The organism is Eisenibacter elegans DSM 3317, assembly GCF_000430505.1.
Lineage (GTDB): Bacteria > Bacteroidota > Bacteroidia > Cytophagales > Microscillaceae > Eisenibacter > Eisenibacter elegans.
Genome location: NZ_KE387152.1, coordinates 1 through 15,280, shown reverse-complemented (window position 1 = coordinate 15,280; position 15,280 = coordinate 1). Strand labels below are relative to the sequence as shown.

The 15,280-nt window shown below is 48.8% G+C and carries 12 protein-coding genes; 3 read left to right on the top strand and 9 right to left on the bottom strand.

The window, feature by feature from the left end:
* Positions 1–250: 250 nt before the first annotated feature.
* Positions 251–1,168, bottom strand: a complete 918-nt coding sequence (locus G499_RS0110320; RefSeq protein WP_026999880.1) for a DUF6607 family protein — start codon at positions 1,166–1,168, stop codon at positions 251–253.
* 198 nt (positions 1,169–1,366) lie between these two features.
* Between G499_RS0110320 and G499_RS0110315 the strand changes: the two genes are divergently transcribed.
* Together G499_RS0110315 and G499_RS0110310 are read left to right on the top strand one after the other, a co-directional pair.
* Complete coding sequence (locus tag G499_RS0110315; protein ID WP_081413752.1) at positions 1,367–3,493, top strand: TonB-dependent receptor plug domain-containing protein; 2,127 nt, start codon at positions 1,367–1,369, stop codon at positions 3,491–3,493.
* Positions 3,494–3,543: 50 nt separating this feature from the next.
* Complete coding sequence (locus G499_RS0110310; RefSeq protein WP_026999878.1) at positions 3,544–4,182, top strand: HmuY family protein; 639 nt, start codon at positions 3,544–3,546, stop codon at positions 4,180–4,182.
* A gap of 151 nt (positions 4,183–4,333) precedes the next feature.
* Here the strand turns inward: G499_RS0110310 and G499_RS0110305 are convergent, their stop codons facing one another.
* Complete coding sequence (locus G499_RS0110305) at positions 4,334–5,620, bottom strand: DUF6051 family protein (protein WP_026999877.1); 1,287 nt, start codon at positions 5,618–5,620, stop codon at positions 4,334–4,336.
* 154 nt (positions 5,621–5,774) lie between these two features.
* Here G499_RS0110305 and G499_RS0110300 point away from each other — a divergent pair, with 154 nt between their 5' ends.
* Complete coding sequence (locus tag G499_RS0110300) at positions 5,775–8,309, top strand: AsmA family protein (RefSeq protein ID WP_081413751.1); 2,535 nt, start codon at positions 5,775–5,777, stop codon at positions 8,307–8,309.
* Between the two features lie 88 nt (positions 8,310–8,397).
* Here G499_RS0110300 and nqrE read toward each other — a convergent pair whose 3' ends face one another.
* The 7 genes from nqrE to cmk form a co-directional block, all read right to left on the bottom strand.
* On the bottom strand, positions 8,398–9,012 hold the full coding sequence (gene nqrE / locus G499_RS0110295; protein ID WP_026999875.1) for an NADH:ubiquinone reductase (Na(+)-transporting) subunit E: 615 nt from the start codon (positions 9,010–9,012) through the stop codon (positions 8,398–8,400).
* A gap of 44 nt (positions 9,013–9,056) precedes the next feature.
* Complete coding sequence (locus tag G499_RS0110290; protein WP_026999874.1) at positions 9,057–9,740, bottom strand: NADH:ubiquinone reductase (Na(+)-transporting) subunit D; 684 nt, start codon at positions 9,738–9,740, stop codon at positions 9,057–9,059.
* A gap of 14 nt (positions 9,741–9,754) precedes the next feature.
* Positions 9,755–10,507: an NADH:ubiquinone reductase (Na(+)-transporting) subunit C gene (gene nqrC, locus G499_RS0110285; protein WP_026999873.1), complete on the bottom strand. Its 753-nt coding sequence runs from the start codon at positions 10,505–10,507 to the stop codon at positions 9,755–9,757.
* A gap of 3 nt (positions 10,508–10,510) precedes the next feature.
* Positions 10,511–11,788 carry an NADH:ubiquinone reductase (Na(+)-transporting) subunit B gene (nqrB, locus tag G499_RS0110280; protein WP_026999872.1) on the bottom strand — a complete coding sequence of 426 codons (1,278 nt, stop codon included), beginning with the start codon at positions 11,786–11,788 and terminating at the stop codon, positions 10,511–10,513.
* A 52-nt stretch (positions 11,789–11,840) separates the two neighbouring features.
* Positions 11,841–13,202, bottom strand: a complete 1,362-nt coding sequence (locus G499_RS0110275) for a Na(+)-translocating NADH-quinone reductase subunit A (protein ID WP_026999871.1) — start codon at positions 13,200–13,202, stop codon at positions 11,841–11,843.
* A 124-nt stretch (positions 13,203–13,326) separates the two neighbouring features.
* Complete coding sequence (locus G499_RS0110270) at positions 13,327–14,229, bottom strand: 4-hydroxy-3-methylbut-2-enyl diphosphate reductase (RefSeq protein ID WP_245576728.1); 903 nt, start codon at positions 14,227–14,229, stop codon at positions 13,327–13,329.
* A 71-nt stretch (positions 14,230–14,300) separates the two neighbouring features.
* The gene (gene cmk / locus G499_RS0110265; protein ID WP_026999869.1) at positions 14,301–14,993 is read right to left on the bottom strand and encodes a (d)CMP kinase; all 693 of its coding nucleotides are present in this window, start codon (positions 14,991–14,993) and stop codon (positions 14,301–14,303) included.
* Positions 14,994–15,280 lie beyond the last annotated feature (287 nt).

Below are 15,280 nucleotides of genomic sequence, written 5' to 3'. Positions count from 1 at the left end.
ACTCAAAAAGCAGTACATCTGCAATAAAGCTTTGCATTATACGCTTTTTGTCTCAACGAAGACCCGTCAAGTTTTCAAAAATCTAACAAGTCTTCTGCGAAGAACGAAGCTACACAACCGGGGCGCGGGGGAAGTACCCCCAAGAAAATCGACAATAATGGTGAAGGTTGCTTCCCGTTGGTATCAAAAAAAGCCACCGAGCATAAGGCTGGGTAGCTTTTTGGGTTGTTGGCCTGATGAGGAGGGCGGGTTAGTTTTTGACAAATTTTTGGATTACCTGACGGATGGCGGCTTGGTCGCTATCGGCGGGCAGGGCAAAGAGGTGCATAAAGAGCGGTTTGTCGTCGAGCTTGCCGTGCAGTTCTAGGTTTTTGTTTTGGGCGAAGAGGGCATCCCATTCGGTGCGCACTTTGGCCCAGAAGGCTTGATTTTCTTTCCACCAGTCTTGGGCAGGTTTGCAACGGCTATCGTCTACCTTACGATAGGGGTTGAGGCCTTTTTCAGCGGCAATGAGCTTGTCGCCGGCTTCGGAGCGGAGCACTTTGTTGTTGTCTTGCTCGTGCATCCAGCCGTATTGGGTGATTTCGTGTCGATTGCGGCGTATCATGACGTTGTAATCGCTGCGTTGGGTAAACTCCCGGCGGGGTAGCGGGGCGGGCGTGGTGTTTTCCCAGAAGTGGCGACCGTCTACGTGTACCCAAGTAGCCGACCCTTCGTAGCGGGGGCTGTCATCTACCTGAAACACTTTTTGTGTCCATTGACCGCGCACTTCGTTTTTGGGCAGTCGGGTATAGCGCCAGTGGTTGCCTTGGTCGAATAGATAGAGGTCGGTATTTTCGTAGAGCCAGTCTTGCCTCCAGTGCTTGACGATACTGTTGTCGCCTACAATGAGCAGGTGTTGGAGCACCAGCTTGCGGTCACTGTCTTCTACCAATGTTACCCATTCGAGGCCGCCTGAGCGGTAGTTGGGCTTGAAGGTATAGTTGGTATCGGGGGCGAAGGTCTCCCCAAACTCAAAGGTTACTTCATAACAACCACACATGGCCTTGATAGCTTCGCGGTCTTGTTGGAGCTTGTCGTCATATGTTTGTTGGGCGCTCAAAGAGCTTACAGCGCCACATAACAGCGCCAAAGAAGCCCACAGGGTAGTTAGAGTGCGTTTTTTCATCTTGCTATACTTTTAAGATAAGGGTTGGACAATCATTGGAAAAGGTTTGAAAATGGTGTTTGGAACACATTGATGTTGCAAAATTAAAACTATTTGGACTAATTACAAATAATCTGTTTAGTTTATTTGGATTGATTATAAATAGTCTCTATCTTTGCAGCATCAAATCATAGGACATACGCACCAACCCTCTCTGTTATGTATCGTGTTAAGTGTTGTTTTTGTATATGCTGTTTGCGCTGCCTTGGGCTTCTGAGCATCTGCTTGCTTAACGGCGGCACACTGTCGGCCCAAGTAGCCAAAAATACCGGAGACAGCCTTCGGCAAATGGATTTGAGCGATGTGGTCATTACGGCTACACGCACTGAGCGGGCGCTGAGTACCGTCCCGATGCCGGTAACGATTATCAATCAGGCGCAAATTCGGCAGATGGGCAGCCTGCGGCTCAATGAGATTTTGCAGGAGCAAACCGGCCTCGCCATCGTTACCAACCACGGTCAAGGCATCCAGATGCAGGGCTTTGACCCTGACTATACGCTCATCCTCATCGACGGAGAGCCGCTGGTAGGGCGCACTGCCGGTACGCTGGAGCTTTCGCGCATTGCGGTGGGCAATATCAAGCAAATCGAGATTGTCAAAGGCCCTACTTCGAGCCTCTATGGCTCCGAGGCCTTGGCCGGGGTCGTCAATATCATTACCGAGACCCCCACCCGCACCAGTGCGCAACTCAGCAGCCGCTATGGTACTAACCGCACAGCAGACTTATCAGCAGGCATCAACCTCAAAAACAAGGACTTAGGTGTGTACCTCTTTGCCAACCGCTATGCCAGCGGCGGCTACGACTTCACGCCCGAAACCTTTGGGCAAACCATAGAGCCTTTTGCGGCCTACACCTTCCAAACCAAGCTCTATTATACTTTCCATAAAGCCCTCAAACTGCAACTTTCGGGGCGCTTTTATAGCGAAACACAGGCTAGTAATTTTGCTCTCAACAGCGGAACAGCCGCCGAGCAGCGCATCAGCGGCGAAGGTTTGGTACAGGATTACAACCTAGCGCCCACGCTTGAGTGGCGTGTTAGTGAGCGCTGGAAAAGCATCTTCCGGCTCTATCATTCGCAATACCAAACGCGCTCAGCGCTCAATTACCAGTCAGACAACAGCCTGTATGAGGCTACCTTTTTTACGCAGCACTTTACCCGCCTCGAAAACCAGACAGAGTACTTCATCCACGAAAACCATTACCTTACCCTTGGCATCGGGCATCTGTGGGAAGATGTGAGCGCTACCCGTTATGAACGCAAGCAGCTGTTTGAAACCATTTATGGCTTTGCCCAATATGAATGGACTCCGTCCGAGCGTTGGAATATCACCGCCGGGGCGCGCCTCGATGCGCACTCGGTTTATGGCAGCCAGATTAGCCCCAAGGCAGCCCTCCAATATGAGTTTAGCCCCAAATGGGCACTGAGGGCCTCCGTAGGGCGGGGGTTCAAAGCGCCTGATTTTCGCCAACTATACCTCAATTTCAACAATGCCGCTGCCGGATATGCTGTATTGGGGGCAGAGGAACTGCCACGCATCATTGGCGAGTGGCAAAGCCAGGGGCTTATTTCGGAACTACTGCTCGACCCTACACTATTGGGTAACATCCGCGCCGAAAGCTCTACAGCCTACAACCTTGGCTTTCGTGCCAGGCCCTTGCCCAAGCTCCGCTGGACACTCAACCTCTTCCGCAATGATGTCCAAGACCTGATCGAGACCCAAGTAGTAGCGCGGCGCACCAACGGGCAGAATATCTTCAGCTACCGAAACCTGAGCGCCATCTACACCCAAGGAGTAGAAACAGACCTGAGCTACGTACTCAGTCCTTCGTTCACGCTTTCGGGTGGGTATCAGTTCTTGGATGCCAAAGACAAAGAAGTATTGGATCAAATCGATGCCGGACAGCTTTTTAGCCGCGACCCACAAACACTCATCACCCGACGCATCACTCGCCAAGATTATGGTGGGCTTTTCAACCGCAGCCGGCATATGGCCAATGTGAAGCTCTTCTACAACCACGAAAAGACAGGTACTACTGCCAACTTGCGCGCTGTATACCGTGGGCGATATGGCTTTGGAGACCGCAACGGCAACCTTATCCTCGATGATGACAGCGAGTATGTCCCCGGCTTTTGGACGCTCAACGCCACCGCTGCCAAGCGCTTCTATAAGCAGATGTTCCAGTTTCAAGTAGGATGTGAAAACTTACTTAACCAACAAAATCAACAAATGATGCCCAATATGCCTGGTAGGCTATGGTGGGCTAGCTTGAGCTGTCAGCTCTAAAAATTTTTATTCAATTATTTATTATAAGTCTAATTAAATATAACACAAAAATGAAAACAACGTATCTCACCCGATTAGTGGCTTTTACTTTGCTCTGCCTCACTACCTTCAGCGCTTGTAACAACAAAAAAGACGAGGCACCACCAGTACTGGAGGCTCTCCTTGCAGAAAACATCCACGCACCTAACGATGTGATAGACCGTACGACCGGGCAAGTAACCCAAGCAAACCCGTTTGTGAAATTCTCTTTCGCTACCGGACAAGTTGTAACGGGCAATAACTGGGATATTGCCTTCAAAGGAACGACCATCATCATCAATGGGGGAAACTCTAGCCGCGACACTGAGACACGCAGCGGCAATGCGGCAGCTGTCATCAGAACAGCTACGTTTGAAGAGGTTACGACCGTACCAGCAGCCAGTGAGTTTGTGCAAGATAACGGCCAGAACTACGCCATTCCTACTGGTAGCGGCAATGGCTGGTACAACTACAACTCATCCAACAACCTTATTACGCCTATCCCGGGGCGTGTGTTGGTGTTCCGTACCCACGATGGTAAGTTTGCCAAGGTCGAAATCTTGAGCTATTACCAAAATGCGCCTGCACAACCTACCTCTTCTATGCCCACAGGCTACTATACTTTCCGCTACATCTACCAACCTGACGGCAACAGCACCCGCCTAGAATAACATCTTTTGTTAAACATACCAACGGTTGTCTAGTGTTTGGACAAAGCTGAGTCATCCCGAAATATTTTTGGGATGACTTTTTTCTATGTTTGGCTTTCAGTTTGGCTGCGAATGCACTAAACTTATGCTACTCCGTGCGCATTCGTAGCTGCTACAATGTAGACATTTTATGCATTTTGGCGGTTGTGGATGCATTGGGAGCACTCTGTGTGTAGAAGTCCGCCATTGCCCCAAATACTTCATCCATCGCCTGCATTACCTCGTTTTGGTATTTTGGTTGGATGGGGAAGGGATTCATATGCGAATAGGGAAAGTCAAAGTCAAAACAGCGGTGAATAATGGGCGCGGTAGTGGTATCAAAGCGCAGCGCCTTCTGGATGTCTTCGGGAAGCATAATATTGTCCTTGGCTAGGCTGAAAGCCGCCAACCGGTTGCTCAGGGTCTCGAAGCGGTCTTGCCGCAGGCGGTTTCTGGCTTCATCCCCGTCGCTGAGCATAGCTTGGAAATACGCCCCCCCTGTGCTGGCCGATTGGAACAAAAAGCGCAGAAAAGGGTCTTGGTCGAGGTGTGTGGGCAGATTGCGCACAAAAAAATCAAGCACAGCCTGATGTGCGCAGCTGTCGAGGATGTAGCGCGAAGTCAGGCGCATATCACTCAACAAGTTGCCTCCACAGAAAAGCGCGGCGCGGCTCTGCTCAAACAAGCCCCCACGGTTGGCCATCATCAGGATTTGGGTCAGAAAAGCACCTGCCGAAAACCCAAAGAAATCGACCGAGGCTTGGTTGTGGATGTGCGGGTGATTGTCCATCCGAATCTGAGTAACCAACTGGATCACATCATTGTAAGTGGCTAACCCGGAAAGGAAGAAACGCACGGGAGCCAAGTGTAGCCGCGCACTGATCGCCGCATTGGTAAAAGAGCTTTCTGTCAGCCCATCAAAAGCCTGTGTACGTATTTTGCTGAGTTGGTTCATAGGCCTACTGCTCACCCAAGTCTCTATGGCACGGTCGATATGGAAAGCCAGCGGGAAAAATAACACGCTCTTGCCTGTGCGCGAGGCCAAAACCTGCCCCCAAGGGAGGTACTTGCTCCAGTCTTTTTCGTTGAGGCCGTGAAAGAAAATAATCAGCTCTTGACTGCGTAACTGCTCTTTGGGCTGTAAGAGCAGGTATCGAAAAGATTTATTTTCGGCTATTTCAGCATCACTGATTTGAATGATGCCATCCAGCGTATTGTCGGCCAAGGCTTTGTAAAAAGCCTGCATACTGATGCCTTCTGCTTTGGGGGTATAATATTGTTGGCCTCCGGGGAAGACCGTATCAATATTGGACTGAAAAGTCAGGCTACGCAAGGTCAAATTTTGGTACACCCCTGCCCCCCCTACTGGGAGTGCTTCGGATAGCGCCTTGAGCTGGTGATAATCTTCGATATAAGCCATAATAAAATGCAATTATGAATATGGTCAAAAAATGACCATTGGTCAGCAAAGGTAAAAAAAAACGCTGACATATCGAAACCTAGTTTTTTTTGGTTATCTTTTTGTCAGAATAAAGCAAAGTGCGTTTAAGCATCTTTGACCGAATGCTATTCCTATGCGTCGAAACTATCGATTCAACAAGCGTTATCAGCGACTATTGATATTGGCCTTGCTCTTGCCATTGATTTTTGAAGGGCTATTACAAGGTGTTTCGTGGTTTGCCCAACCGTGGGCACAGGGTCAGCTAGAGACCTTTGGCGCGGCTCAACTCCGAGTTCGCCCACAGATTCGTTATGTGGGTATTTCGTGGCTACGGCACTTTCCTCGTGTGGGGGTGCGCCTACACCACATCGACCTACCCAGCCTGAACCCCGAAATATGTCCCAGTGTTGTTCACTTAGCCGCGCTAGATATCAGGCTTCAAATGCGCCCCTTGTTGCGTGGGAAAATCCGCTTGCACAGCCTGACGCTATACAACGGCGAGATAGCCCTCGTTCACGATGCGCAAGACCAAAAACTTTTTGACATCCAAAAACCACGCGACAAGACCGATACCCCCGCCAAGTCTCTTCCAGAGACCCTAACTTCCCTGGGGCGCTTGCCTCGTATCCGTTTGGTAGGGGTATCATTCCGCTCACAAAACATCGCCAAAAAAAGCGACATCCACCTACAGTTCAAAGATGTTTTGCTGAACCAAGCACGCTTACAAACAGGGAAGCTCGGTGGCCGCCTGCGGGGCGATTTGACCATAGAGCGCTTGTCGTTTAGCAGGCGTGTTCCTGAAAATGATTTTTTGCTACACAAATACGCCTCTATCGACCTTCAGGCAGGGTTTGATATAGTACAAAACCAACTGCTGATAGAGAGTTCGCGTTTTGAGCTTGACCACACGCCCATAGAAGCCAAAATGAAAATCAATTTTCGGGAGGCCAACAGCTATCACCTAAGTGTCCGCCTGCCGCAGGTTGGGCTATTGCAAGCTTTTGGGTTTCTCCCTCCACGACTCCAGAGCATTGTGGCCAACTACGAGAGCGAGGGTACACTCGATGCACACCTCAACCTATATGGCAGGTTTGTTCCCAACAACCAACCACAGGTGCGGGTAGATTTTTCTTGTTATGATTTGCTCCTCATCAATCGCCCTCTGCAAGACACCCTCAGCCAACTAAAGCTCAGGGGGAGCTTTGCCAATACCATCAAAGGTGTATTGCCTTCGCCCAAAACCACGCAGCTGCGCTTTGAATCTATAGAGGCGCTCAACAATGGCAAACCTTTGGATATCAAGCTGAAAATCAATGACCTAAGCGACCCCGAGATTGATATTCGCTGCCAAGGGCGGCTGAATCTTGCCCACGTCTTCGAGATTATTGGCAATAGTGGTATTGAAAAAATGCGGGGAGCCGCTGATGTGATGGTAGTATTCAAGGGGCGACTCAATGACCTTCGAGACAACCCCGATGCGCCCATGCTCATCAAAGGGTATGTACGCCCTGACAGCCTCGACGTCAAGTTTCGAAACCTAGGCATAGCGCTCAGCGGGGTAAGTGGGCTATTTCAGTTTGATAGCAGTTATGTGAAGGTACAACAAATGCGTGTGTCTATTGGCCAAAGCGATCTTACCCTCAGCGGCAACTTTGTAAATCTGGCTCCTTTTCTACTGGGAGACAATGCCTTACAGCTCAAGGCCGCTTTCAAATCTCACTACATTGATGTCAGCGAGATTATTCAGCTCAACAAAGCCGGGCATCGCAATCCGCTCAAATACCAATCTCATTTGCGCAAGCTCAACCCAGTAGCGCTCAAGCAAAGCAAGATGTACTCCTTGGCAACATCGAGCCGTATAGATCTAGACCTCGAAGGCACTATCGACAGCCTCAGTTTTCGCAAAATCAAAGGCCGCGACATCCACGCAGCCATCCATATTGCCGATAGTAGTATCCAGCTCGAACGCCTCTCGATGCACGCCTTGGAGGGGCTTATCAGCCTAGATGCCTCTATCGAAGTACAAAACCAAGACTCTTTGGCCGTAACCCTCAATGCCGATATTGACCGTGTCAATATCAATCAGTTTTTTGTGGCGATGGAAAATTTTGGCCAACACTTCTTTACCGACCAAAACATCCGTGGGCGCTTTTCGGCTGATATTACCATGCAAGGCAAGTTTGATACCTACCTCAACCTCGATAGCCGCCATACCCAGGCCATTGCCGACATTCGGATTGTCAACGGGGTGTTGGTCAAGTTTCCTCCTCTAATCAAACTCTCCCGCTATATTTTCAGAAATAGAGACCTAGAGACTGTTTATTTTCCGACGCTGAACAATGTTTTTGAAGTCAAACAAGATAAGCTCATCATCCCCGAAATGATCATCGGCACTAGTGTGATTTATTTTGCTATTGGCGGAACCTACCAGCTCGACGAATCGCTGGATATGATGATAAAAGTGCCTCTAAATAATTTTACCGAACAATACTCTCTCAATAAAGTATCGGCTGCTGCCCAACAATCTGTAACCTTGTGCATCTTGGTCAAAGGCCCGCTCAACAGGCTCAAAAGCGATATGTGGCTTGCTTCTTTTACGGATACACCTGATGCGCGAAAACGCCGATTGGCCGCCCGCCAGGCACAAAAAATGAAGTCTAAAAGATAGCCCAATCATATCTCTTGATTGGACATAAAAAAACCATCTCACGATTTACGAGACGGTTTTTTTTATGACAATAATTGCCGGGGCTATATTAGAGCTTAAAGCCCAAGAAGCCTAAGAAGCCAAAGGCCATCAGACCTACCAAGATAAAGGTAATGCCTAGGCCACGTAAGGGCTTGGGTACATCAGAATAACGGATTTTTTCGCGGATAGCTGCCAGCGCCAATACGGCCAACAACCAACCAATACCCGAACCAAGGCCGAATACAGTAGCTTGAGGCAGGGTATAATCCCGACCAATCATAAAGAGAGAGCCGCCCAAGATAGAGCAGTTTACCGCAATAAGGGGCAAAAAGATACCCAAAGAGCCATAAAGAGATGGAGAGAATTTCTCGATGATCATCTCTACCAACTGTACGAATGAGGCAATAACGGCAATAAATACGATGAAGTTGAGGAAGCTCAAATCTACTTCCGCAAACTGGGGGCCAACCCACTCCAAGGCTCCTTTTTTGAGCAGGTAGTTGCTAATCATCCAGTTGAGCGGAGCAGTAACGGACAGTACGAAAATTACGGCCAAGCCCAAGCCCATTGCCGTAGGCACACGCTTCGAGACAGCAAGGTAAGAACACATGCCTAAGAAGTAGGCAAAAATCATGTTATCTATAAAAATGGACTTTACGCCCAAATTAATCAACTCATTCATAATTGTATTTGCTTTTGAATGTGATAATGTATTTTGAGCAGTGCTTACTCAGCCTCTGCGTATCCGTTCCAGTAGCGCTGTATCCAGATAATCACCCCTACTGCTACGCAAGCCCCGGCAGGGAGCAACATCAAGCCGTTGCCTTCGTAAGTCATTTCTGAGCCGAATAGCGCAAATACTTGATTAAACACAGGGTATCCGAAAAGGCTGCCCGCCCCGAAAAGCTCACGCAAGAATGCAATGGCAATCAAGATGATGGCATAGCCGAGGGCGTTGCCGAGGGCATCGAGGAAAGAAGACCAAGCACTGTTTTCGGGGTTACCGGCAAAGGCTTCTAAGCGTCCCATTACGATACAGTTGGTAATGATAAGTCCTACGAAAGTACTCAACTGCTTCGACACATCGTAGAGGTATGCCTTAAGGAAAAGGTCTACCAAGATTACGAACAAGGCAATAACAGCCAGCTGCACCATGATACGGATGCTTTTGGGCACGGTCCGGCTGATGAGTGAGAACAATACACTGGAGCAGCACATCACAAAAATCACCGACAAGCTCATCACAACGGCGGGCAACATCTGTGCGGTAATCGCCAATGCGGAGCAGATACCCAATACCTGTACAGTAATCGGGTTATTATCGCTCAAAGGGTCTGCAAATATGGTTTTATTACGTTTTGAAAAAAGCGCTTCTTTTTTCTTAACTTCTTTTACTGCAACTTCTGCCATGGGTTATCAATAGGTTATAAGTTTTTACTTTTTTTGGCACGCTCAGCGCGAATATAGGCTTCATAACCACGGAGGTAATCATCAAGCATATTAGACAGGCCTTCAGCAGTAAGGGTAGCGCCTGACATTCCGTCCACTTGGTGTGGTTGGTCGGCAAAGGCCTTGATGCTGACATCTCCGCCACCGCGTTCTCCTTTGACCATCGTTACGGGGGTAAGCTTATCTCCTTCAAAGATTTTCTTACCGATGAATCGGCGTTGGATGTCATTGTCGGTAATGCGTGCGCCAAGGCCGGCAGTTTCGCCTTTGTGGCCAAAGACTACCCCTTTGATGGTTTCGCCGTCGGTATCAATACCTACATACCCGAAGATATTGTCCCATAGGCCAAAGCCATACAAGGGCATAATATAGGCTTCGACTACATCGGGGCTGCCTTCCTTACCCAATATATATACTGGGTAGATGCGTTCTTCTCGCTTTTTGCGATATTCTTCGGCTAGGTTTACCTTTTCAGCGTCTTGGCCTTTTACTATTTCGCCTTTGGCATTGATGACCAAAGTCTTCACACGCTTTTCAAAAATAGCATCTACGTTATCACCTTTTTCGAGCTTAATAGAAGCTAAGAGCACGTTGCGGCGCAAATCGTAAGCTTGGTTTGCTGCAATATTGGGTTTGAGCACCTCAAAGGCAGAGGCCAGCAATGCGCCACAGATGACTGTCAGCCCTATGGCATAGAGCGTTACGTATATATTCGAGTTCTTATTCATGGGTTAGGCAGCTTTAAGTTTGAGGCGCTTCAAGCGGCGGGCTTTGTTGGCACCTACGATATAGTAATCAATCAAGGGGGCAAATACGTTCATCAGCAATACTGCCAGCATAATTCCTTCGGGATATGCAGGGTTAAATACGCGAATGAGTACGGTAAGCGCGCCAATCAAGAAGCCATAGATCCACTTTCCTTTTTCTGTTTGGGTAGCTGTTACGGGGTCAGTAGCCATAAAAACAATTCCAAAGGCCAAACCTCCCATAATCAGGTGATAATGCGGTGGAATCGCCATATAAGCAGTGCCCGCATCTGTATAGAGTGCTAGGGCATAAAATGCTGCGGCAAGCGCATAAGCACCAGCAAAGCCCCCTACGATGATTTTCCAGCTTCCTACGCCAGTGATGATGAGGATGGCCGCGCCAATCAAGCAGGCCAAGGTAGAGGTTTCGCCAATAGAGCCGGGGATAGTACCAATAAACATACTCCAGGCCGAGTACATATCGGCAGCCCACCAGTCTGTAGCAAAGCTCGATTCTATTGCCCCCTCAATAGAAGGAATAGTCCCATTGGCTTGTATGGCGGCTATTTTTGCATCATAAAGTTGTTTGGACTTCTCGGCAGCAACACCTAGCGCTGTAGCGCCAGAATATCCGTTGACCACTGTAGCACCTTCGGGTACATACGTCCACACTGTACTACCGGCCATACGGACAGGATAGGCAAAATATAGGAAGGCGCGTGCCGTCATGGCAACGTTGAGAATGTTCATCCCTGTACCTCCAAATACTTCTTTGCCAATCACTACGGCAAAGGCAGTAGCGAGGGCTACCTGCCACAAGGGCACTGTTACGGGCATAATGAGCGGAATAAGCATTCCGCTGACCAAGTATCCTTCATTGACAGAGTGGCCTTTCATCACCGCAAAACCAAATTCTATCCCTAGCCCTACTCCATAAGAGATCACGACCAGTGGCAGTACTTTGATAGCACCGACAATCATCATGTCTACGAAAGAGGCTGCTTGGCCAAGCGCCAAATAATGTTGATAGCCTACGTTCCATATACCAAAAAGCAAGCAGGGTACCATGGCGATAATGACAGTCATCATCATCCGTTTGAGGTCTATGGCATCGCGAACGTGTGCGCCTTTGGCAGGAGCAGTATGGTTGGGCACAAAGGCAAAAGTCTCAAATGCCTCGAAAGCCGGATACCAACGCTCCAATTTGCCGCCTTTTTCAAAGAGCGGCTTTTGTTTGTCAAGTATGTTACGAATGAATTGCATCAGTATATACGCTTATGATTGAAATACGAACAGTGTGCTAGTGATGTGAAGATTAGGCGTTTTGTAGTGCTTCTAAACCTTCACGGATAAGGGCTTGGATTTCCATTTTGGAAACGTCCACAAACTCGCAGAGGGCGAAGTCTTCTTCTAGCACCTCATAGATACCAAGCTCTTCCATCGCTTCGAAATCACGAGACAAGATGGCCTTGAGTAAAAAGGTTGGATAGATATCCATTGGGAGTACCTGCTCAAACACACCCGTTTGTACGAATGCGCGTTCCTCGCCGTGGAGGTTGGTATCCATCACATATTCTTGGTTTTTGCCATTGAGGAATGAAAGCAGGCCAAAAGCGCGCTGGAAGCTCAGCTTTTTGGTGCTGGGCAGAATCCAGCCCAAGAACTCATGGTGGTTGCCTTCGGGCAATACGCTTACTTGAGTGTGGTAGAAGCCCAAAAATCCTTCTTCGCTGGTCTTGGTGCCTGTGAGGACATTGCCCGAGATTACGCGTACATTGCTGTTGTTTACGTTGCCTTGGAGCAATGGCTTCAGTTGTGCGCCATTGATGATATTATAATATTGGGGTTGGTTCAGCTCTGAGCCGGCAAGCACAATCACTTTGCAGGCATCATAGCGGCCATCCAAGAACAATCGTCCGATTTGTTGAAGTCCATAAGGCGTAACTGTCCATACATATTCCCCTTTGTTGATGGGGTCTATTTGGTGGATTTGAACACCTACGTTCCCCGCAGGGTGTGGGCCTGCAAATTCGTGATGGGTTACCTTTTGGAGCTTTTTGAAGATGGAGCCGGCACCTTGTTGGGTGTGGGTGCTGATATGGATTTTGCCCGGAGTCAGCTTTTGTAAGATATCAATCCCTGCTTGTAGGTACTGCTCTTGGCCTTTGAAAACAAACTCATAGTCAGGAGCTAGGGGCGCAGAGTCAAAACCTGAGATAAAGATTGCCTTGGGCGTGTGCTCGGGGTTGGCTACCAAGCCAAAGGGGCGCTCGATTAGGTTGACCCATACACCGCTTTTGAGCAAGCTGCTGCGTGCTTCTTCTGCCGAAACACCAGCCAGCGACCCTAGGTCATACTTGGGGAAGCTGACATAGCTCAGCTCCTTGTCCGCCAATATTTTGATGGCCAAGGGCTTGCGGCGGTCGCCACGCTCTATTTCCGTAACTTCGCCGCTGACCGGAGCGGTAAACATTACTTCAGGGTTGAACTTATCAAAAAGTAAGGGCGTACCGGCCTGTACGTTATCACCGGGCTGAACCAGTATTTTGGGGCGGCTAATACCCACAAAATCAGTAGGCTGTAGCGCGTACAAATTGGGACGCACATCTTCCACCAAGGTTTTGGCGGCTTTGCCTTTCAGATTAATGTCGAAGCCTTTGCGTATGTTAACTCTCATCAGGGTTCAATGATATAAATTTCGTTGAATTTGATGCAAAAATATAAAATTATCCGATATTTCCTTAGTTGGGAGGCACTTATTCGCAAGAAAATCAGTTGCCTAAAGCTACTTTTTGGCCTCTTTATGAGAGGCTGTGCGCGGGGGTATCTGTTACGAAGTTGGCCACTTGCTCCATCAGCCACATGGGCGTGGAGGTAGCGCCACAAACGCCCACCGTCTCGGTGTTTTCGAGCCATTCGGGCTGAATATCTTGCTCGTCTTCAATAAAAAAGCTGCGTTCGTTGTAGCGCTTACACACTTGGTACAAGGCTTTGCCGTTGGAGCTTTTTTTGCCACTGACAAACAGGATGACATCGTGTTGTTGGGCAAACTGTTCGAGCTGTGGCTCTCTGTTGGAAACTTGCCTACAGATACTATCGTTAGCATCAAACAAGACCGCCTCTGGTGTTGGGTGGTGGGCTTTGATGCGTTGACTGATGACCTCTTTTATTTGATAGAACCCTTGGGTACTCTTAGTTGTTTGGCTGAAGAGCGTAACGGGGCGAGTATAGTCGATTTTGTCGAGGTCTTCGAGCGTAGTGATAATAATGGCCTCTTGGTTGGTTTGGCCATTCAACCCGATGACTTCTGCGTGGCCTTCTTTGCCATAGATGACGATTTGCCCTGCTTCGTCGGTGGCTTTGTCATAGGCATTTTTGATGCGATTTTGGAGCTTGAGTACCACAGGGCACGAAGCGTCTATCAGCTCTATATTGTTTTGGAGGGCGGTTTGGTAGGTTTCGGGAGGCTCGCCGTGAGCGCGAATCAGCACCTTGCAGTCGTGTAGTGTTTTTAATTCTTCTCTCGAAATCACCTGCAATCCTTTGGATTTCAACCTCTTAACCTCTTTATCATTGTGTACAATATCTCCAAGGCAGTAGAGCTGCCCGCTTTCGTCGAGTGCATCCTCAGCCATTTGGATGGCATATTCCACACCAAAACAATAGCCTGAATTTTTATCGATGGTTACTTTTAGCATACACATAGACACCTTGCAGTGCCGTTAGGAGGGTGGGTTAGGTGAATTATTCTCAAAGAGGTAACAATTTGTTTGAATCAAATTGTTTGTTGTTTGGCAAGGATTTGTGTGGCAAGCGCCAATACGCGGTCGGTTTGCTCGGCAATCGTCAGTGTGGTGGTATCGATGACTATTGCGTCGGCGGTTTGGGTAAGCGGGGCTTCGGCGCGGCTAGTATCCAAGAAGTCTCTTTTCTGTAGGTTTTCTACGATTTGATTGAGCGAAGCCGATTGGTTTTGGCCTTGCAGCTCTACTTGGCGGCGGCGGGCGCGAGCTTCTAGGTCAGCAGTCATAAAGATTTTCAGTTCGGCTTCGGGGAATACATTGGAGCCTATGTCGCGCCCATCCATCACGACCCCCTTTGCTTGCCCCATTCGTTGTTGTTGGGCAACCATGGCTTTGCGTACAGCAGGGAGCGCGCTTACTTCGCTCACCTGCTCCGAAACGCTCAGGCTTCGGATTTCATTGGAGACATTGCGTCCATTGAGGAAAGTCTCATTGCGTTGTTGGGCGGGATTGGCCTCAAAACGGATGTCTATCTGTTCGAGCGCTGCATCGATAGCCGCTACATTATCAAGAGGCACTTGCTGCTCTTGGAAGTAAAGTGTAACTGCGCGATACATAGCGCCGGTATCGATGTAGGCATAGTTGAGCGCTTTCGCTACCTGCTTGGCAGTAGTACTTTTGCCACAACCTGCGTATCCATCGATAGCAATGATGATTTTAGACATGGAGTAGGGGATTGAGAAATGAGAATGCCAAACGCACAGCAAAATTATGGATTTATTGGCACTTGCCCAAAAGTCCCTCCTACTTTCGGTTACTAAGTACCGACAATTTTCCCCTTGCCAAAAAATCATTTGAAAACCCGCTTGCCAAAGGCAAACGGGTGTAATGTTTGGGTATTTTTGCCATTAAAAACACTGGCTGTAAGGGAAGGACTCGAACCTTCACGGGGCGGTTAGTCTTGCGATTTGTCCCTTAATCCCCACCCCCGAGACCGGAGGGCATGGCTGCC